Source organism: Paraglaciecola sp. L3A3, from assembly GCF_009796765.1.
GTDB lineage: Bacteria > Pseudomonadota > Gammaproteobacteria > Enterobacterales > Alteromonadaceae > Paraglaciecola.
In genome coordinates this window covers 3,698,410-3,719,600 of the sequence record NZ_CP047023.1, presented here as the reverse complement: position 1 = coordinate 3,719,600, position 21,191 = coordinate 3,698,410, and the positions used below count along the sequence as shown (strand labels likewise).

The following is a 21,191-nucleotide window of genomic DNA, read 5'->3' as shown; positions in this document are numbered from 1 at the left end:
TGGAGGACATTATGTCAGCACAAAAGGCCTTAGACCTTATCAAAGAAACCGAAGCTAAGTTTGTTGATTTACGCTTTACTGATACTAAAGGTAAAGAACAGCACATTTCTATCCCTACTCATCAAGTTGACGAAGACTTCTTTGAAGAAGGCAAAATGTTTGATGGTTCTTCAATTTCTGGTTGGAAAGGGATCAACGAATCAGACATGATCCTTATGCCTGACCCAGAAACTGCGGTATTAGACCCATTTGCTGAAGAAACTCAAATAAATATCCGTTGTGATATTTTAGAGCCGACTACTAACCAAGGTTATGATCGTGACCCACGTTCTGTTGCAAACCGTGCAGAACAATATTTGGTAGCAACGGGCATTGGTGACACTGCTTTATTTGGTCCAGAGCCAGAATTTTTCTTGTTTGACGATGTTAAATTTCATACCGACATGGCAGGTTCTTTCTACAAATTAGATTCAGCTGAAGCAAAATGGAACTCTGGGGCTGATTTTGAAGACGGCAACATGGCTCACCGTCCAGGTGTTAAAGGCGGATACTTCCCTGTTCCTCCAGTCGATTCTGCTCACGATATTCGTGCTGCTATGTGTCTAGTAATGGAAGAAATGGGCTTAACCGTTGAAGCTCATCACCACGAAGTAGCAACTGCTGGTCAAAACGAAATTGCATGTTTGTTTAATACCCTTGTTAAGAAAGCGGATGAAGTACAAATATATAAGTATGTTGTACATAATGTTGCTCATGCATATGGTCAAACAGCTACTTTCATGCCTAAACCTATTGTTGGCGATAATGGTTCTGGTATGCACGTTCACCAATCAATATCTAAAGATGGCAAAAACATTTTTGCAGGTGATAAGTATGCAGGTATGTCTGAAGAAGCTTTGTTCTACATTGGCGGTATCATCAAACATGCTAAAGCGATTAATGCTTTCACTAATGCTTCTACGAACTCTTACAAACGTTTAGTACCTGGATTCGAAGCACCAGTAATGCTTGCTTACTCTGCTCGTAACCGTTCTGCTTCTATCCGTATTCCATATGTAACAACGGATAGAGCTCGCCGTATCGAAGTTCGTTTCCCTGACCCAACAGGTAACCCATACCTAGCATTCTCTGCAATGCTTATGGCTGGCCTTGACGGGATCAAAAACAAAATTCACCCTGGCGATTCTATGGATAAAGATCTATACGACTTGCCTGCTGAAGAAGCAGCAGCTATCCCTCAGGTAGCTAGCTCTTTAGAAGAAGCGTTAGAAGCACTTAACAGTGATCGTGATTTCTTAACGGCTGGTGGTGTAATGACTGATGAAATGATTGATGCTTACATCGAGCTTAAGCAACAAGAAGTTCAATTGCTTAATATGACAACTCACCCAGTTGAGTTTGATATGTATTACAGCTTGTAATAGATATAAAATTTAATAACAAAGCCCGCAGATGCGGGCTTTTTTTTGCGTTGAATAAAGCTACACTGTTTTGACGATTGTGAAAAGCAGACTAAGCAGAGTGGGGCTGAGTGAAGCAGGTAAAGATAAAAGCACTGTAGGTCGTGGCTTTAGCCCGTCAAGGCTGAGCAATAGACGCCATAAATGGACCTACAAAAGATGAAAAGCAGAAGTAATAGTTAAAAGTAAAAGAATGGCTTGCTGCTAACGACATGTAGGAACAATGACGATATAAGCGGTATTCCATAAAGACGGATTAGAGATAATTATTAGTTTATTGAGGGGGCAAGAGTGAAATTAATCTACATGCTAGCTTTACTGGTTTGTGTTGAAGTGTCCGCTAAAGTACTTTACAAGACGACTCAAGCTGATGGCACAGTAATATATAGTGATTCACCCATTCAAGGTTCGGTTCCAGTTAACCTGTCGGCTGTGAATAATGTGGTAATGCCTGCGTTGAATAATGCGGCATCTCAAAAGCCTTTAAGTAGTCAAAATGTTATTAAGCAAGCGTCTCAGATTCAGTACCAAGTTACCATTATTTCTCCTTTAAATGAGGAAACGTTAAGAAACAATGCTGGTGATGTGACGATTAAAGTTAATGTGACCCCAAAAGGTGCAGGTAAGCTTCAATTAATTATAGATAATCAAGCAGTTAAAACTCAAACATCGCCGGTCTTTGAATTAAAAGAAATCAATCGTGGCATGCATTTAATAGAAATTAAGCTTCTTAACAATTCAGGCAAGATCCTTGCATCATCACAATCGCAGGTGTTTTATCTGCACAAGGCTACTGCTCTGTTTAATGCTAATTAAGTATATTTTATACAAATAGTGTTATTTTATCGGTGGTAAATGCTTATACTGCACTTTAATGGTGCGACTAATTTGTTGAATATATGACCGACTCTGTAATCTCTGAAACTTTATTGGATAACCTCTCAACGGCCGTCCTACAACTAAATGAAAAAATGCATATTCGATATGCTAATCATGCCGCACAGGCATTATTTGAACGTAGTCTAGGTTTGTTAATGGATTATCCCATTTACCAATTTATTTCTACTTCTAGTCTAGATATTGAACGGCTTAAACATTCAATGGAGCAAGGTGAGTCATTTTCAGACAGTGAGGTAGAACTTACCTTTTTAGATGGCAGGCATACTCAAGCTGATGTTTCGGTAACCAGTATGCGTGAGCTGAATAGAAGTTATTTATTAATTGAAATTCGATTGGTTGAACAACAGAAAAAAATTAGCCAAGACAATCATCAATGGGCGCAACAACAAGCTGCGAAAGAATTAGTGCGAGGATTAGCCCATGAAATTAAAAATCCTCTTGGAGGCATTCGTGGAGCCGCTCAGTTATTAGAAAAAGAATTGCATTCAGAAGAGCTTAAAGAGTTTACTGGAGTGATTATTGAACAATCAGATAGGTTGAGAAACTTAGTCGATCGTTTGCTAGGGCCCAATATTAGGCCTAAGTTTAACTGGTATAACGTACATGAAGTGTTAGAAAAAGTATGTACTTTAGTGAACCTAGATCCGAGTCACTCTATTTCTATTATTCGAGATTACGATCCGAGTATTCCGGATTTATACCTAGATCAAGATATGTTCCAACAAGCAACCTTAAATATTGTACGTAATAGTGTGCAAGCTTTGATGCAATACCCAGAAATAAAAGGGGAAATTAGAATCGTTACACGTATAGACAGGAGAGTGATTATCCACGGTGTTTGTTTCCCTCTATGCGTAAAAATAAGCATTATTGATAATGGGCCAGGCATCCCTGCTGAACTAAAAGACACATTGTTTTATCCCATGGTGACGACTAAAGCCGAAGGTAGTGGATTAGGACTGTCAATTTCGCAGACCTTAATTGGTCACCATCGAGGTAAAATCGACGTTGAAAGTTGGCAGGGGAAAACCGAATTTACTTTATATATACCGATAGAAAGAAAGGATCCAGAGAAATGAGTGCAGAACCTGTATGGATAGTTGATGACGATAGTTCAATTCGCTGGGTGTTACAAAAAGCCTTGCAAACGGCTAATATCCCCTGTTTTAGTTTTGAAAATCCTGAAGATTTACTATTACAATTGCAGACCGGACAGCCGCCTGAAGTAATAGTGTCAGATATCCGCATGCCACAAATGGATGGTATGACGTTATTAAAACAAGTGCATAAAAACTTTCCAGATATTCCGATTATTATCATGACGGCACATTCGGATTTAGACAGTGCCGTCAACGCATATCAAAGTGGTGCCTTTGAATATTTGCCTAAACCATTTGATATAGATGAAGCGGTTAGTTTGGTACAGCGTGCCTTGACTCATGCTCGTGAACGATCTAAGCAACATCAGGTACCTCAACTTTCTGCTGCGACTGAAATTATTGGTGAAGCGCCAGCTATGCAGGAAGTTTTTAGAGCTGTGGGTCGTTTGTCTCGTTCTAGTATAAGTGTCTTGATTAACGGTCAATCGGGAACAGGTAAAGAATTGGTTGCAGCGGCTTTGCATCGTCACAGCCCAAGATCAGACAAAACTTTTATTGCCTTAAACATGGCGGCTATTCCGGCTGACTTGATCGAGTCAGAATTATTCGGGCATGAAAAGGGCGCATTTACTGGAGCACAAGCTTCACGACAAGGGCGTTTTGAGCAAGCCGATGGTGGAACTCTGTTTTTAGATGAAATTGGCGATATGCCATTAGATGTGCAAACTCGGTTATTGCGGGTTTTGGCTGATGGTCAATTCTATCGAGTCGGTGGACACAATCCAGTATCTGTGGATGTGAGAATTATTGCCGCGACCCATCAAAACTTAGAACAACGTGTGGCTGATGGTAAATTTCGAGAAGATTTGTACCACAGATTAAATGTGATACGTATTCATATCCCACAGTTAAATGAAAGGCGTGAAGATATCCCTTTGTTAGCTGCCCATTTTTTACAAAAAGCCGCAGCAGAACTAGAAGTAGAACCTAAAATATTAGGTAAAGAAACACGTAAAGTATTACAGCAATTACCTTGGCCAGGCAACGTACGACAATTAGAAAATATGTGTCGTTGGTTAACTGTAATGGCCAGTGGCAAAGAAGTCTTAGTGACTGATTTACCACCAGAAATTCACCAGCAGCCCGCTGCGTCAGAACAAGGTGCGGTTGATGGTGATTGGCAGGCTTTGCTAGCTAGCTGGGCTGATAATCAGCTACAATCTGGTCATAATAATATTTTGGACGATGCAATTATGAGTTTTGAGCGTATATTGCTAGAACGTGCTTTACATTATACTCATGGGCATAAACAAGATGCGGCAAAACGTTTGGGTTGGGGCAGAAATACCCTAACTCGTAAACTGAAAGAATTAAATATGTAGCATGTAAGCATAGAGTTTGATTTGCATAATAACCATAAGAGGTGAATATTTTATTTTAAAAGAAGGGTATTCGAATGCTAAAGTGAATACCTAATTTTACTTAACCCGAACTGGGGTTAAGGCGTGTCGTGTCAATTTAATTTATATTAAAATTCAACGGGTTACAAATACACATTCATTTTAGTATCATCAACACTTACTCGATGACGAATTTTTTGTGGATAGCAAGGCGGATTTTCGCACGCAATAGCGTACTATTGTTAAAAAATCTAACACAACTAGGCACAAGAAGAGGGTTATTCAGAGGCTCGGATCATCCCGAGTTCAGGTTACTCATACAATCATACTTGCAGGTGAATAAATGCTAGATAAAATTGTTCAAGATTTTTTGGTGATTTGGGCGACTATTGATCCCATTGGAAGCATGGCATTATTTGCTGCCCTGACGGCAAAACTATCTCCATTGGCGCGCAGAAAAACGGCATATAAAGCAATTGCATATGCTGCGGCTGTGTTGCTAGGTTCCATTATACTTGGGCAATTTTTATTAACTGCTATGGGCATTAGTTTATTATCCTTTCAGCTAGCAGGTGGGATCATTCTTTTCTTGTTTGGTTTACAGATGATTTTCTCATCTAATGAAGATGGCGGTGATACTGATAGCGGGCATGATATGGCGGTCTTTCCTCTAGCTATTCCTGCTACTGCTACACCAGGCGCGATTTTAGCAGTCATTTTGCTGACAGATAATCATATACATCCAGTGACAGAGCAAATAACCACTGCTTTGGTGATGCTTTCAGTGTTACTTTTTACGCTAGTATTGTTTCTTTTATCAGGAAAAATTATTCAACTTATAGGCACCAGTGGGGCCTCAATCCTGACTCGGATTATGGGAATTATATTGGCTGCGTTATCAGTCGAATTTATTATGAAAGCTTTAGGGGCTGAAAATTGGATGACAGTAGTGGCATAACCTGACCTCCAGCTTGCTAGCTGTCACTTCTATATGCCTAGGCTTTATTGCTGACACGCTAATAGAAAGGGATTAGAGTGAGCTCCCCTTAGTTAACAATGTTCCCATACCCCTGTTAAAAGCACGCATCCATTTAGGGCAAAATTGCCCTTTGGCAATATGGTTAATTTCTATTACTGCTTTTTTCTTTGGTCTCTGTTTGTGATTATCTTGTGCTCGTGCATGTGTGATGGCATTGAAGGTATCTAATATGGCTAATAGCTTTGCTCCTTCACAAATATCTTCGCCTTTTAAACCTAAGGGATATCCAGAACCGTCGAGACGCTCGTGGTGTTGCATGACTATTTTTCTTGCTTCATTCCACTGGGTTAAGTTTTCTAATAATCTGGCACTTTTATACACATGGGAACGCATTAAGTTAAATTCAGCATCATTTAACTTACTTGATTTATGTAATATTTCTATAGGCATAAAAGCCATACCAAAGTCGTGCATATAACAGGCAACCGCTAGCTGTTCCTCATCGATGAGATTGCCTGCTATTTTATTAATATAACCCGCTAATTGAGCTATTCTATCGCCTCTACCGTCCCAGTATTTTGAGCGTTTTTCGATGGGTTTCATTAATTCTCTAAAGAAAACTAAATCGTTACGGTTGTCACCACTAATGGATTTGGGTATGCCTGTGGTGGCAATACTTACCGCAGGTTCACTGTTGTTTTGTTGCTTACGCTCATCGCTGTCAAGACCAAAATCTAAACTGGGATCTAATAATAATACGGCTTCTGCTAATAGGCGTTCATGCTGCGGAGTATTGTCAGGGGTAATTCGTTTTATATGAGTGACCAATTGAGAAAATAAATTTTCATCGTATTCTGTATAACCTGCTTGAATACAACTTTGGACAAATATTTTAACCCTATCCATAGTTAATAATACTAGGTCACTCATGTTGCTGGTGTATTGGATTTGCCCTTTGCGTAAATAATCTAGGAGGTCTTCTGAGTGTTGTAATAATGGGATCAGAGGAGAAAAACTAACTAGGCCTAAGTCGCCTTTTATGGTGTGAATTGCGCGAAATAAAGAGCGTTGTAATTCATTGTCTTCTGGTTTTAGTTCTAATTCAATTAGGATTTGTTCACTTGCTTCATATAGTTCATTAATTTCTTCTAATAAATCGGTAAGAATATCTTCGTCAAGATCTTCTGGTTTAAAGGTTTGCATCAAGTGAATTGCCTTATTAAAAGTATTAATAACCTAGTATCGGCCAATTATTATTATTATTCATTGATTTCACAATAAAAATTAGTAGAAGTTAAACAACTTGTTTTACTCTTCAGAGCTTTGGCTTTAGATAAAATACGTTATACTCTGCGGCTTTCCGATTTCTTATAGGTGTTCGAGTGTTAGCATTACTTAGGTGTGTGATCATTTTTTTCTATTTTATATCTATCAATTTAGTGTTGATCTTAGTCTGCTTAGTTAGGCCATTTCATCGTGATAATGTATTTATCGCCAGCAGACTTTATAGCTCAATAGCATATATTTTAGGACTTAAAATAGAACTTAGGGTACCAGCTAGTGTTAAATCGGGTGGGCCTTTTGTATTTTTAGCTAACCATCAGAATAGTTATGATTTAATTACAGTCTGTGCGGGAGTGGTTAAAGGTACTGTTTCTGTCGGTAAAAAAAGTTTGGTGTGGATACCGCTATTTGGTCAGGTGTACTGGTTATCTGGCAATATATTGATTGACCGCAAGAATACAGGCAGCTCTCGGAGTACTTTAGAAAAAACGGCACAAAAAATAATAAAACGTCGTTTGTCTGTTTGGTTTTTCCCTGAAGGTACTCGCAGTTATGGACGAGGGTTATTACCTTTTAAAACGGGCGCATTTCGTATTGCTGCTGCCTCTAAGGTACCGATTGTACTAGTCTCTGCTAGTGAGTTAGACAAAAAAATAAAACTCAACCGCTGGTCTAATGGCACTCTTTTAATCGAGTTAAGTGAGCCAGAATTGATGGATGAAACTAAAAAGATGAAACAAAATGTCGAATACTTTCATCAAAAAATGGGTGATACTATTAAAAAATTAAACACAGAGTTAGCAAATACTTCAAAGACTAATTCTACACCAGCAGGGTAAAATATGAGTGCACTTACAGATCCAGAATTAATTGAATGGTATGAATTTAATCAAGAAACAGTAGAAGCTTTGATTGAAGATGGAAGTGATGCGAGTCAAGCTCATACCATCGAATACCACTTTGCCAGTGCAGATTTTGAAGCCTTAGAAAAAGCAGCTGTAGATGCCTTTAAAGCTGGTTTTGAAGTAGGTGACGCAGAAGAATTAGAATTAGATGATGGTGGTGAAGTCTTTTGTTTTGATGCAGTCGTTGAGCGTATGTTAGATCCATTACTGATTAATCAAGATACAGATAAATTATATGCCATTGCGACTAAACACAAAGTTCATTACGACGGTTGGGGAACTTATTTCATCGAACAAGAATAACTAACCTGAATCCTGGATAAGCCGAACCTCTCGATAACGCTCTTTTTGTGCCTAGCGGCGTTGGATTGTCTAGCAATAACTCGTTATTACGTACAACAATCCGCCTTGCTATACACGAGAAATTTCGTCACCGAGTGAGCATTCAGGTGGGGTAATTTGTACGAACGTTATTAAGCTATTGAATTATATTGTTAAATTTAGCTTAAACGATACTTCTTATCGATAACTCAGGTTAAATAGTTTATCTCTAAGATACAAAAAAGGGCCGATTAGGCCCTTTTTTGTGCATTAGCAATATTGCTATAGATTATTATTTTGCTTTAAATGATTGATTCTGTTGCTAAACCAGTAGTTTAAGTTTTTTTGTTGCTTTTTGTTTAGCTTACCTTGGTAATCTTGTTGCCAAGCTGTTTTCATTAAAAAGTTAAATAAGGTACCTTTAGTATCATGCAGTAATGTGGCTATATTCATTATTTCTAAAGCTTCGACGTTATTTTTACTTTTTTCGACTAAGTTTTCTAATATGCCTTTGCCACTTATTTGATCTGTGATTGCTAGATATTCTGCAGCACGGGCTCTGTTGAGTAGATTACTGTCAGATGTCATGATGTGTTTGACTATCGATGAAAACCCTATCGCGTCTTGATTAAAGCGACTTAAACTGATTAAAGCCCAATAGCGTTGCCATTGATTGGTTGATTGTAAGGATGTCTTAAGTTGATTTTTTACCGTAGCAAAGTCTTGTAACTGTAAGTCCGCAATGTCGATTAGTTTAGCTATTTCTGCTTGGTTGTTTTTAGCGAATTTGGTTGAATTTGCTAAAGCATTTTCTACCTGCCAAGATTCAGGAAAAAAACCAAGATCAGGCATAGATTTCAATCGAGAGCTTAATTCTTCTCTGAGGCTTAATAATGTTGGTTTATGTGTATTGTCAGCTGCTAAGTTTTTAGTTTCAAATGGGTCTTTTTCTACATCATATAAAGCTTCTACAGGCTTACTTTCAAAGAAAGCTGCTTGCACTGGATTTAATTCACCTGCTTTATACAGGTCATACCATTCTTTTAAAGCTTGGTTTTTAAAGCGGTAGGCATTGTATAAAACATCTGGATTGAATGGTTGATAATGACGAATATATTTGTATTTTCCTTTACGTAAACTACGTACAACATCATATTTTTCGTCAAAACGATCTGCGTAACCTAGTGTGGTATCCCTCTTTTTAAGTTCTTTTAGGCTGATATCTTCACCTAAAAATGATTGTCCATCTTGTTTGTCTGAAGCTGGAAGTCCAGCTAATTTCATTAACGTTGGGGCAAAATCAATAAAGCTAACAAAGCCATCAATATAAGCCCGTTTTAGCTGGCGCATATCTTTATGGAGTAAATGTCTAAAGTTTTTCGGTACATAGACTACTAGAGGAACATGTAAACCTCGCTCAAATAAATAACCTTTACTGGCTGGCAGTACGCCACCGTGGTCACCAAAATAGAAGATAAAAGTGTCGTCCATCAAGTCATCTTCTTTTAGTTTTTTAAGCACTTCACCAATTTGTTTATCGGCAGTCAGATGGTTATCTAGGGTACGAGCATAAGTGTATTTGAATAAATCTGTATTTGGGTAAATAGGCGGAAGTTCTATGCTGTGCGGATTGTGTTGGGTCGGCACATTTTGTACATCTTCTTTGGGGAAATGTAGCTGTCCCTCGTGAGTAATACCAAAGGTCTGCATGTGGAAAAAAGGTTGGTCTGTTTGGCGCTCTCTCCAAGATGCTCTTGGGGCACTTTTATCCCAAATTTTTTCAGGAGTTAAAAAGTTATAATCAGTTTTAGCATCATTGCTGGTGTAATAACCGGCATCTTTCAAAAACAAACTAATAGGTTTAAGTCCCTCTGGTAATTTAGCTTGTAGATAAGGTCTATGATTGTCCATCGCTAATCTTGGAGTATAAGAACCTGTGGCTAAAGTTGAGCGAGCTGTTGAACATACAGCAGCATTAGAAAATGCATGGTTAAATATCATGCCTTCATTGGCTAAAGACTCAACATTAGGCATTGTCGCCCCTTGTGGATCATATAGTTTTAAGTAATGTTTAGAATTATCCTCGCTTAGTAACCAAACAAAATTAGGACGTTTTGCCGTGTCTGCATGAACAAACTTAGAAAAAAGTATGCAGCTAAAAAATGATAGTCCTATTAGAGCACTATATTGTTTAAAAAATGAAAACATGTCTTAAATTCCATATTTAAATTATGTTGTTTGAATGTAAAATATTATACATAGCAAACGAATAAAAAACATGCGGATCCACGTGTTGCTTTGTAAAAATAAGGTAAAGCTAGGTTTAAGGCGTTTTAGTTTCTTTGTTAGCTAAAGGGGGAAATTTATTTTTTTAACTTTTTTTCGTTTAAATTTGCCTAAAGAAAATTTTAATTCGCGATTTCACTCTGTGCCCGGAAATACTAAATTGTGTGGAGCTGCCCTGTTGGTTCTTGGTAATCATGATAAATTCACCAGGTTAAATTATTTAAAATAATGGTATAAACTGTCTTAACTATGAATTTTACTCATGTATTGTCAGGATATAATGTTAGAACGCTCGCACTTAATGATAATTCGCTCAGTTGATCAACTTGGAACCTTAACCCAAGCGGCAGAACAACTTTGTTTATCTCAATCGGCTTTGAGTCATTCTATAAAAAAGTTAGAACTCTATTTTGGTACACCTTTGTGGGAAAAAGAGGGCAGGCGATTACGCTTGAATCAAGCGGGCAGTGCCTTACTTAATTTAGCTGAAAGGTTATTACCGCAATTTGAACATAGTGAACAGCTGATTAAAAAAATAGCTGATGGACGGCAAGGCAACTTAAGAATTGGTATGGAATGCCATCCCTGTTATCAGTGGCTGCTTAATTTAGTTGGACCATTTTTACAGCAATATCCAGAAGTGGACTTAGACGTTCGCCAACGCTTTCAATTTGGCGGGATGGGGGCTTTACTAGGATATGATATTGATATGTTAGTGACTCCCGATCCTTTATATAGTAATGCTTTAGAATATATACCTGTATTTGATTATGAACATGTTTTGGTTGTGCCTAAAGAACATGTTCTGGCGCAAAAAGAGTATATATCCCCAGCGGATTTAACGAATAAAATTATAATCACTTACCCTGTCGAACCCTCTCGTTTAGATATATTTAGTCAATTTTGTCATCCTGCGGGAGTGGCAATTAAGAAACATATTCAAATAGAAACAACAGAAATTTTATTGCAAATGGTGGCTGCGGGTAGAGGATTTACCGCGTTACCAAGGTGGTTAGTTGAAAGCCAACAAAATAATTTAGCTATTTCTGCAGTAAGTCTTGGTAAACAAGGTATGTATAAAACTATTCATCTTGGGTTTCGGAAAAATGAAAAAAGACCTGAATATTTGCAGAGGTTTATACAAATGGCTAGGGATTGTTGAGGTTTTAATCAAGTTGAGATAAAAATCCGTTGTAATTAGCCCATACGTTTCTTACACTATAATTTAGTATCAATAACTATACCTATAAGTGGTGCTACCAAATGTTAAACCGCCTACAAGAATCAGACATCAAGTTGCTACGCGTATTTTATGCTGTGGCTTCATGTAATGGATTTACTGCCGCTGAACCTGTGTTACGTATGCAGCGTCCAAATATTAGTGCTGCAATTAAAAAACTCGAAGAACGTTTAGACTTAGTCTTATGTCATAGGGGCCGAGGTGGCTTTCAAATGACCAAAGAAGGCGAGGTGGTTTTTCAAGAAACCAAACGTATTTTTAACTCTTTTGATAACTTTGTGTTTAACCTAAAAAGTTTGCACGATGACTATTCAGGGCATATTACTTTAGTGATGATGGCTGGTTTACCGCTTTCTTATCACTTGGCTGTGAGTAAAGCTGTTAAAAGTACCATGAAGAAATTTAACGATATTCATGTGAATATTCAAACTCGTTTGTATAACGAAGTTGAACACGTTGCATTGTCTGGTGAGTGTCATCTAGTTTTGTCTACTTACGATATGGTAAAACCTGAATCTGTTACTTTTCATCCAGTGGAAGTGACCTGTAAAGGTCGTCTTTATTGTGCCCCTTCACATGTGTTAGCAAAATATCGTGAAGGGTTACCTAGCAGCGTTAAAATTGAAGAATATCCAGCGATAGGTATATCAGGCTTGTCTTCTGCGAATTATATTTCTGACGATATACGTATGGCCATCCAAACATTTTCTGATTCTTATGATGCTTGTTTATCGGCTATTATGACTGGCGAATATGTGGGGTTATTACCTGATTATGTCTTAAAAAATCAAGCTGCTGGCTTAGGTTTAGTTCCTGTAGGCGGAAGTATGTTTGAATTTGGCCATGATTTATTTGTGATGAATGGTAAAAATACTCGATTAAATCCTGTTTTAAGACATCTTATTAAAGAAATTTGTTACTTTATTCAGCAAGTAGAAAAATAATCATTCGAAATTAAGTCTGATTATTAATGTCCCACATTTAATCAGACTGTCCCTTATATAATACCAATCCCATTACTTAATCATGTTGATAAAGGTGATATTACCTTTATCAATCTGATACCAATCACGATAATTAATTTCCCACCTGTGCCCAATTTCTGGCGCACAATTTGATAACCTTTTCTTTATCGCTGATAAAGTTATTCCATGCCCGACTGCATTGTATGACAATATCCTCATAGCTATCAAAGCATTGATTGGCCAACTCATTTTGCCTAAGCCATTGCCATACCTGCTCGATTGGGTTTAGCTCTGGAGAATAGGGCGGAAGCTTGATGATACTCACGTTATCTAGGTCATGCGCAATATCGTCTGTATGCCAACCCGCACCATCCATAATCACTACTGCATAGCGATCCAGTTGTGTGCGATTTGATATTAATTGTAAATGTTGTCTCATAATGTCTTTGTTCACCACAGGGGTTATCAAGGCTTCTGTTTCACCTGTCGCTGGGCATACAGCCCCAAATAAATGCGCATACTCAAACTGTTGTTGCTTGACCGCTCTAGGGCGACTACCTTTGTTCGCCCATAAACGTGTAGTGGTGTTCTGTTGACCTATTCTAGCCTCATCTTGAAACCAAATATCGACTTTATCCAGTGTGACATGGCCTGGGATCAATTTGATCGTTTCAATCTGCAGTTTTTTTAAACTCGTCTTGAGCTTCTTGGGACTGCTTAGGGTGCTTAGAGCGACTGGTTATCCAAGAAAACCCTAGCTGATGCAGTAGACGATATATGTTAGTCAGGCCATAGGTAATATCAAATTCTTGCTTCACATAGTCAATGATGAGTGTGCCTTTGAGCCTTCCACCATCAGGTTTTATGGCATGAGACTCAATGTAAATTTTCAACGTCTGCAGTTGCTCAGCTGATAAAGCACAAGGCCGACCAGAGCGCGGCTTTTCCTTTAATCCGTCCAAACCATCTTGGTTGAAGCGCTTCACCCACTCATTCACCATTCTACGGCTGACGTGCAGATACCGAGCCGCTTGCGTGCGATTAACGCCTTGTTGAATATGTGAAAGGGCCATTAATCTGACTCGCATCCGAGCATTTTTTTCCTTCGCTATGAGTGTCGAAAAATCGATATTTTTTAAGCTATGCATGAGAAGAATTAAGATAAGAATACATAACTCAATTAGATCACAAACTTAGTGAAAATGGTATGAGAGAATACTTCACTCGATTAAGGTTATCTTCAGTTTTTGTTCATGCTTGTTCGGTCACACTGGGTTTCAGATTGAAGGAGAGTGATATGAAAAAGTTAGTCTTATTGATAGCAGTTTGTATATTTACAAGCAGTCAAGTGTCGGCTAAACAGGCAGGTGATTGGAGTGTTCAATCGATAGAAAAACAGCAAGAAAAAACTATTGCAGTGATGACTAAAAGTGCAGTTATTAACTTGGCCTCACAGTCAAAACAAGATTCTCTAACTGCCGAGTCTGATGTTTTAGCTATAGATCCTGTCAAGGTTAGGCAAAAAGAGAATGCTAAAACGCTTATTATCCGTCCATATGTGAATACTTTAGATCAGCGATTTTGGCTATATGATGCATGGATTAGTTTTCATACTGATGATGACAGAGATGGTTTTTATAACCATTTTACTCTTGAGTTTGATGCGGATACTGAATTTGATCATGCCCAAGTTTACGCTCGATTATACTTGGCTAAAGGCGAAGTCTTTAAGGAATACCATACTACGTCAAACTTTAATATTTACGCTGACAACAATAATGATAGTTTTGTAGTGGAAAGTGAACTGCTAACGGGTTTCCCCGCAGCAGATTATGAAGTATTAATTGAGCTTTATGACGCCAATAGCAATCAACTAGTAGCAACACTAGATGGGTTTAATGATGCCGATTTATATTTGTTACCTCTTGAAAGTGAAGATTACGAAGAGGTGTATGTAGACCAAGTGGTAGTGATCCATGAAAGTGGTGGCAGTTTAGCTTGGTTAATCTTATTTTTTATACCAGTCGCCATAGTAAGAATATGGATTAAATAGTGGTTAACTTGTAATAGGTAACCTGAGAAAAGTGGCCGGTTATCTCTCTGGCCACTTTTTTGCCGCTATTGAACGATAAAGGTGAGTTTTGCACTTTTTTAAGACTTACTCTCTAATTTCAGGCCTTCAGCCATATGAATAGTATTTTTGTAATTATCTAGTTTGCTTGATTTTTTAATCTGAATTCTCGTGTTATTCCTAAAATAAAACTTTTTCTAAATAATGAAGCTAGCTGTGAAGTTTACAGTTCAAGTTTTTTTGATGTTATGTATTGAACTGTAATATGTTGATCATAATAGCTTTTCTTCGAAGTTTCTTTTCAAACTAATGTGCTGTTGCTTATTTCCAATTGAATAATCACTTTTTACTCATTATTTAAATTTAATTTTTCATATCTTTTGAGTTTTTAACTAATTGTTTTTAATAAACAAAGAGGAATAGTTATTGCTTTAATCTAGACCAGATGGTCAATAAGTTGCTCGATTTACCGAGCAAGCTGGCGAGTTGTCATGAAATTGACACAGAAGTCTACGAACATTGTGTCCAAATTAAAGATAGTTAATGGTCATTTTTGACTAACATCACAAAGGAAAACATATGAAATATAAAATTTCAGCGCTGACGGCGTTGATGGTGGCTTCTTCTGTTCAGGCCACTGGAGTATTTATCAATGAAATTCACTACGATAATAGTGGTGGTGATGTTGGTGAGTTTATTGAAGTTGTGGCACCAGAAAGTCAAGATTTGACCGGTTACTCAGTTGAACTTTATAACGGAAACAATGGCAGCACTTACGCAACGCTTAGCATAAGTCAGCAAACGATAACTGACGGGTATCGATTTGCAGCTTTACCTCATTCTGGTATTCAGAACGGTGCACCAGATGGTATGGCCCTGATTGATGCAGAAGGGGCGGTTGTTCAATTTTTAAGTTATGAAGGAAGTATGACCGCAACTGGCGGTAGTGCTGCAGGTATGACAAGTGAAGATATCGGCGTGTCAGAGACGGGTTCTACTCCTGTTGGTTATTCTCTGCAATTAGCGGGGACGGAGGGTAGCCAGTATACAGATTTTAGTTGGCAATCAGCGGCAGTCGCAACGTCAGGGGCTGCAAACAATAGTCAAACTTTTGATGGAAGCAACACTGATGGTGGAACAGATGGCGGCACTGACGGTGGAACAGATGGCGGTACTGATGGTGGTTCAGACGGCGGAAACTCAGATGTAATTAGTGGTGCGGTTTGTACTAATTGCCCAGACTTGCCAAAAATTAAAGACGCCTCTGTATTTGACGCAACTGCTTATTACGCTAATGTTCAAGCTGAAGTCGATGCAAGCTCACCGGCAGAAACTATCAAATTAGTATTAAGTGACACCATTACAAGTGAGCATAAAAATTTATCTTATGCAGATGTTTGGACCGCTTTAACCTATACAGATGAAGATCCAACTAACACTAATAATGTCATCTTATGGTACAGCGCTCGTTCTCAAGCCAAGTCTACTAATGGTAGTGGCTCAGCTAGTTCGAATGGTGATAACTGGAACCGTGAACATTCTTGGGCTAAAAGCCATGGCTTTCCAAGTGATTCTTTTGAAGCATATACTGATATTCATCATTTAAGACCCACAGATATTAGTATCAATAGTTCACGTGGTAATTTAGATTTTGACAATAGTGATAGCCCGCTTGCTGAAAGTAATATCAACCGCGTAGATAGCGATTCGTTTGAACCTAGAGATGAAGTGAAAGGCGATGTAGCCCGTATGATGTTTTATATGGACACTCGTTATGAAGGAGCAGGATCTGATACCACTCCCGATTTACAATTAGTTAATCGAATTACCAGTACTAGCGAAGCTAAGTTAGGTACTTTGTGTACCCTAATTGCTTGGAGCTCAGCTGACTCAGTAGATGAGTCAGAACAAAGACGTAATGATCGAATTTATGAGTTACAAGGTAACCGTAACCCATTTGTTGATCATCCTGAGTGGATTAATACTCTTTACCCTGCTGATTCATGTGGTAACACAGATGGCGGTACTGACGGCGGCTCAGAGGGTGGTACTGACGGCGGTACAGATGGTGGCACTGATAACGGTGATACCTCTACTAACTTAATTTTTATTAATGAAATCCATTATGACAATGTAAGTACTGACCAAGGCGAAGGCGTTGAAATTGCAGGATTGGCAGGTGCTGACTTAAGTGGTTTGAGCATTGTGTTTTACAATGGCAGCAGTAGCCAACTAAAAGCATATAAAACCGTCGCTTTAGATGGTGTTATACCCAATCAAAGTAGTGGCTTTGGAACTGTATCATTTGCAATATCGGGCATTCAAAATGGCGGCCCTGATGGCTTAGCATTAGTGGATAGTGAAGGTACTGTAATACAGTTTTTAAGTTACGAAGGTAGCTTTGAAGCAGTAGACGGCCCAGCTGCAGGCATGACAAGCACAGATATTGGTGTTGCAGAAACCAGCAGTACGCCTGTTGGCGAATCTTTGCAGCTTACTGGTAGTGGATTTAGATATGAAGATTTTGTTTGGCAGGAGCCTACTTTAGATAGTTTTGGTCAGGTTAACTCTGGTCAAACTTTTGCTGCCCCTGCACCATTTATTAATGAACTTCATTATGACAATACTGGCGGTGACTCAGATGAGGGTGTTGAAATTGCTGGGTTAGCCGGTACAGATGTATCTGGTATGAGTATCGTGCTCTACAACGGCAGTAGTTCTCAACGTAAAAGTTATGGGACTGAGAATTTAAGTGGTGTCATACCTAATCAAGATGGTGGTTTTGGTACCTTATCTTTTGCTATTTCAGGTATTCAAAATGGAGGTCCTGATGGCTTAGCCTTAGTTGATAGCGAAGGCGTTGTGCTGCAATTTTTAAGTTATGAAGGTAGCTTTGAAGCTGTAGATGGCCCAGCTATTGGCATGACAAGTACTGATATTGGCGTGAGTGAAGCGGGTAGTTCGGCTGTTGGTGATTCATTACAGTTAAGTGGTTCTGGTGTTCAATATTCAGACTTTACTTGGCAGGGCTCTGAGGCCAATACATTTGGTGATGTCAATAATGGCCAAAATTTTGGTGGTGGTTCTGACGGTGGCACCGATGGCGGGTCTGATGGTGGGTCTGATGGTGGTACTGACGGCGGCACTGCGGATTTAGGACAATGTTCAGACTCTGCGACCTTAATCAGCGCTATTCAAGGTTCTGGTTTTGTATCGCCGCTTGTGGGACAAACCAATACAGTTGAAGCTGTGGTAAGTGCGTCATTACCTAACCTTAGTGGTTTCTTCATACAAGAAGAGCAAGCTGATATGGATACTGACCCTACTACCTCTGAAGGCCTATTCGTTTATTACGAAGGGGCACTACCAGCTGAAGGTGATGTAGTACGTGTAGTAGGTGAAGTAACTGAGTACTACGAAAAAACCCAAATGCTTGCTCAGCAAGTATCGACGGCTTGTAGCACTGCCACAGTAGCTGCAACTGAATTTAGCCTACCTTTTGCTAATGCTACTGATGTTGAAGCCCTTGAAGGTATGCTAGTTACTGCGTCACAGGAATTGACCGTCAGCGATAACTACAATTTAAAAGCTTTTGGAGAGGCAACTTTATCTTATGGTCGCTTGTTCACGCCAACAAACCAATTTGCCCCAGGTTCTGCTGAGGCAATCGCTCTAGCTGCTGAAAACGCATTAAACAAAGTAATACTAGACGATGGTGTGAATGGTTCTAACCCTGAGGTTATTCCATACCCTGCTGGTGGTTTATCTGCCCTTAACTCGCTGCGTACAGGCGACACAGTTACTGGGTTGGTTGGGCCAATGGACTATAGCTTTAGCGCTTATCGTGTTATTCCGTTAATGAGTCCTACAATTTTTGCGAATAATGCGCGCCAAGCTGCACCAGAGATTACTGAAGGTAACTTGAAAGTAGCAAGCTTAAATGTACTGAACTATTTCTCTACTTTGGATGAAAATGGCAACAAGTGTGGTCCAAGTAACTTAGATTGTAGAGGGGCAAATAATTCAGAAGAGTTTGCTCGTCAAAAAGCTAAGACTGTGGCGGCCATTGTCGCGATGGACGCAGATATTGTAGGTCTAATGGAAATTGAAAATAGCGGCTTTAGCGCAGGTTCAGCGATTGACGATCTAGTTTCTGAAATTAACAATCAAATGGGTGCTAGCACTTACTCCATTGTTGATGCTGGTGGACCGGTAGGTACTGACGCAATTACAGTTGCGCTTATTTATAAATCTGCAAAAGTTTCACCTGTTGGCGCCTTAGGTATTTTAGATAGTAGTAATTCTATTAGCGATGCGGATGGGCCGTTATTTGTTGATACCAAAAACCGTCCAGCACTAGTGCAAACTTTTGCTTTGACTGAAAATGGCGAAGAATTAGTGGTGAGTGTTAATCACCTTAAATCGAAAGGTTCAAGCTGTGGTGCTGGCGACGACTCGACTACTGGTCAAGGTAATTGTAACTTAACGCGTACTCGAGCAGCACAAGCACTTACGGCCTTTATTGCCTCTGGGTTTGCTGATAAGCCTACAGTTATTTTAGGGGATTTAAATGCTTACGCTAAAGAAGATCCTATTGCCCAAATTGAATCTGCTGGTTATACCAACTTAGTGAACTATTTTGCTGGAGCTGACGCTTATTCTTATACATTTGGTGGCGAGTTTGGTTATTTAGACCATGCCCTAGCAAATAATAAAGCCTTGGCTAAGACAGTTGATGTCACTGAATGGCATATCAATGCAGACGAGCCAAGAGCCTTAGATTACAACACCGAAGATAAAAGTCCGCAGCAGTTAGTTGACTTGTATGAAGCAGACGCTTATCGCATGTCTGACCATGATCCCGTTGTGATCGCTATGCAATTTGATGCTGAGGTGGCGGGTGCTGAAACATCTGCTGACGTGAATGGGGATAGCAGTGTTAATTTCACTGATTACTTTGCCATTCTAGGCATGTTAGGCAGTGCCTCTGGAGATGCAAACTTTAATGCAATTGCAGATTATGACGCCGATGGTGTGATTTCAACTGCAGACTTACAAGCTTGGTATACTTTGTACCTAAGCCAATAACAAAACTCGGCCAGTTGGTAATCACCACTGGCCAATTTAAAATTTAAGATTGAGATGTAAAAAATGAAAAATGTAATACTAAATAAAAAACTTGTTCGTTCTGTTGTATTGGCTTCTAGTTTACTAATGAGTGCGTTTAGTGCTCAATCTGCTGTCATCCTTTCGTTTAGTGAAAGCGATGTCAATGTAGACTTAAATGACTCATTTTCTTTATCTTTGTATGCTGATACACAAGTCCCTGTTGATGGGTTTCTAGGGTTTATGATGGATGCGGGTTTTGATAGCAGTGTATTGAGTTTTGATGGATTTAACTTAAGCAGCAATTTTATTGCTGGCGCGCCAACCGCTCCAATTTCTGCTGTTTATTTTGATCCAATGATGATGAGTCCAACAATCTTCGGCAGCGACATATTGTTAGGTACACTAGAATTCACAGCAATTGGCTCTGGTTCAACAACGATTGAAACAATTTCTGAGTCATTTCAGTCAATATTACAGTTTGTTGTGATTTCCACTGTAGGCACTTCTACAAATGTAACTGTGAATACCCCAGTGGTTGACGTCAGTACACCGGCAACTATTACTATATTTGGTTTAGCACTAGCTATGTTAGTACGTCGCCGCGTCTAATTGGCGCTTGTATATAAAAAGACGCTCGTTGAGCGTTTTTTTATTGGGTTTTACAAATATTTTTAGACAGTGATAAGCAACTAGTAGGACTCTATCTGAGTAAAAGCTTCCCTCAATTTGATGACATCTAACCGTGGCTCCCAATCTTCGTCTCTTGTGGCAAAAGGATCTAATAAGCCTATTTTTTCAATTTTATGATTAGCCCATGGTGGTACAGGGAAATCTTGCTGAGTACTAGAAAATTGGCTACTAGCAAGACATGTAAAATAGTGGGTGTTACCTTCATCAACCCAAAGAAGTTGACCTATCTCAACGTTGAGCCCTGTGGCTTTCCAAGCGGCTTGATGAGCGGTACATTGAGCACTGAGATTACCCTGTTGTTTATCTTTAGGTAAATCCCATTTCTCCATATTATTATTTTTAACAGCAATGAGTTTGCCATTTAATTTTATCAAACATACAGCTTCGGCTGGAGCTAAACTTTGTTGTTCATCGACACGGCATGCAGGATCTGAAGGGACCTCTTTGCTGCAAGCCAAAGTCATTGATAAGACGGTAAATA

The 21,191-nt window shown here is 39.0% G+C and carries 16 protein-coding genes; 12 read left to right on the top strand and 4 right to left on the bottom strand.

Features of this window, described 5'->3' with window-relative positions:
* The first annotated feature begins 11 nt into the window (after positions 1 to 11).
* The 5 genes from glnA (at position 12) to GQR87_RS15460 (ending at position 5,818) form a co-directional block, all read left to right on the top strand.
* Positions 12 to 1,421, top strand: coding sequence for a glutamate--ammonia ligase (gene glnA, locus GQR87_RS15480; protein ID WP_158970858.1), 1,410 nt, complete (start codon positions 12 to 14; stop codon positions 1,419 to 1,421).
* Between the two features lie 330 nt (positions 1,422 to 1,751).
* On the top strand, positions 1,752 to 2,276 hold the full coding sequence (locus GQR87_RS15475; protein ID WP_233267281.1) for a DUF4124 domain-containing protein: 525 nt from the start codon (positions 1,752 to 1,754) through the stop codon (positions 2,274 to 2,276).
* An 83-nt stretch (positions 2,277 to 2,359) separates the two neighbouring features.
* The gene (gene glnL, locus GQR87_RS15470) at positions 2,360 to 3,439 is read left to right on the top strand and encodes a nitrogen regulation protein NR(II) (RefSeq protein WP_158970856.1); all 1,080 of its coding nucleotides are present in this window, start codon (positions 2,360 to 2,362) and stop codon (positions 3,437 to 3,439) included.
* Entirely contained in the window at positions 3,436 to 4,842 is a 1,407-nt protein-coding gene (gene glnG / locus GQR87_RS15465; RefSeq protein ID WP_158970854.1) for a nitrogen regulation protein NR(I), read from the top strand. Before glnL ends, glnG begins: the two co-directional genes overlap by 4 nt.
* Before the next feature lie 361 nt (positions 4,843 to 5,203).
* Positions 5,204 to 5,818, top strand: coding sequence for a MarC family protein (locus GQR87_RS15460; protein WP_158970852.1), 615 nt, complete (start codon positions 5,204 to 5,206; stop codon positions 5,816 to 5,818).
* Between the two features lie 72 nt (positions 5,819 to 5,890).
* Here GQR87_RS15460 and GQR87_RS15455 read toward each other — a convergent pair whose 3' ends face one another.
* Positions 5,891 to 7,042 carry an HD-GYP domain-containing protein gene (locus tag GQR87_RS15455; protein WP_158970850.1) on the bottom strand — a complete coding sequence of 384 codons (1,152 nt, stop codon included), beginning with the start codon at positions 7,040 to 7,042 and terminating at the stop codon, positions 5,891 to 5,893.
* Positions 7,043 to 7,221: 179 nt separating this feature from the next.
* Here GQR87_RS15455 and GQR87_RS15450 point away from each other — a divergent pair, with 179 nt between their 5' ends.
* Both GQR87_RS15450 and rraB read left to right on the top strand, forming a co-directional pair.
* Positions 7,222 to 7,962 (top strand): 1-acylglycerol-3-phosphate O-acyltransferase, encoded by a 741-nt coding sequence (locus GQR87_RS15450; protein ID WP_158970848.1) that lies wholly within the window; start codon positions 7,222 to 7,224, stop codon positions 7,960 to 7,962.
* A 3-nt stretch (positions 7,963 to 7,965) separates the two neighbouring features.
* Positions 7,966 to 8,331, top strand: coding sequence for a ribonuclease E inhibitor RraB (gene rraB / locus GQR87_RS15445; protein ID WP_158970846.1), 366 nt, complete (start codon positions 7,966 to 7,968; stop codon positions 8,329 to 8,331).
* 300 nt (positions 8,332 to 8,631) lie between these two features.
* Here the strand turns inward: rraB and GQR87_RS15440 are convergent, their stop codons facing one another.
* Positions 8,632 to 10,557, bottom strand: coding sequence for a sulfatase (locus GQR87_RS15440; protein WP_158970844.1), 1,926 nt, complete (start codon positions 10,555 to 10,557; stop codon positions 8,632 to 8,634).
* Positions 10,558 to 10,915: 358 nt separating this feature from the next.
* On the opposite strand from GQR87_RS15440, the gene GQR87_RS15435 reads away from it, so the two are divergent.
* A complete protein-coding gene (locus GQR87_RS15435) occupies positions 10,916 to 11,797 on the top strand; it encodes a LysR family transcriptional regulator (RefSeq protein WP_158970842.1) in 882 nt (293 codons plus the stop codon).
* 101 nt (positions 11,798 to 11,898) lie between these two features.
* Positions 11,899 to 12,819: a LysR family transcriptional regulator gene (locus GQR87_RS15430; RefSeq protein WP_158970840.1), complete on the top strand. Its 921-nt coding sequence runs from the start codon at positions 11,899 to 11,901 to the stop codon at positions 12,817 to 12,819.
* A 133-nt stretch (positions 12,820 to 12,952) separates the two neighbouring features.
* Here GQR87_RS15430 and GQR87_RS15425 read toward each other — a convergent pair.
* Positions 12,953 to 13,988 (bottom strand): IS630 family transposase gene (locus GQR87_RS15425; RefSeq protein ID WP_158970245.1). Its coding sequence is split into 2 segments (ribosomal slippage): positions 12,953 to 13,528 and positions 13,530 to 13,988, totalling 1,035 coding nucleotides; the frame shifts between segments, so codons are not numbered across the junction.
* 149 nt (positions 13,989 to 14,137) lie between these two features.
* On the opposite strand from GQR87_RS15425, the gene GQR87_RS15420 reads away from it, so the two are divergent.
* From GQR87_RS15420 to GQR87_RS15410, 3 genes are all read left to right on the top strand, one after another.
* Complete coding sequence (locus GQR87_RS15420) at positions 14,138 to 14,893, top strand: choice-of-anchor H family protein (RefSeq protein WP_158970838.1); 756 nt, start codon at positions 14,138 to 14,140, stop codon at positions 14,891 to 14,893.
* Between the two features lie 597 nt (positions 14,894 to 15,490).
* Positions 15,491 to 19,999 carry an ExeM/NucH family extracellular endonuclease gene (locus GQR87_RS15415; protein WP_158970836.1) on the top strand — a complete coding sequence of 1,503 codons (4,509 nt, stop codon included), beginning with the start codon at positions 15,491 to 15,493 and terminating at the stop codon, positions 19,997 to 19,999.
* A 63-nt stretch (positions 20,000 to 20,062) separates the two neighbouring features.
* A complete protein-coding gene (locus GQR87_RS15410) occupies positions 20,063 to 20,629 on the top strand; it encodes a hypothetical protein (RefSeq protein WP_158970834.1) in 567 nt (188 codons plus the stop codon).
* Between the two features lie 80 nt (positions 20,630 to 20,709).
* Here GQR87_RS15410 and GQR87_RS15405 read toward each other — a convergent pair whose 3' ends face one another.
* A complete protein-coding gene (locus GQR87_RS15405) occupies positions 20,710 to 21,174 on the bottom strand; it encodes a hypothetical protein (protein ID WP_233267280.1) in 465 nt (154 codons plus the stop codon).
* Positions 21,175 to 21,191 lie beyond the last annotated feature (17 nt).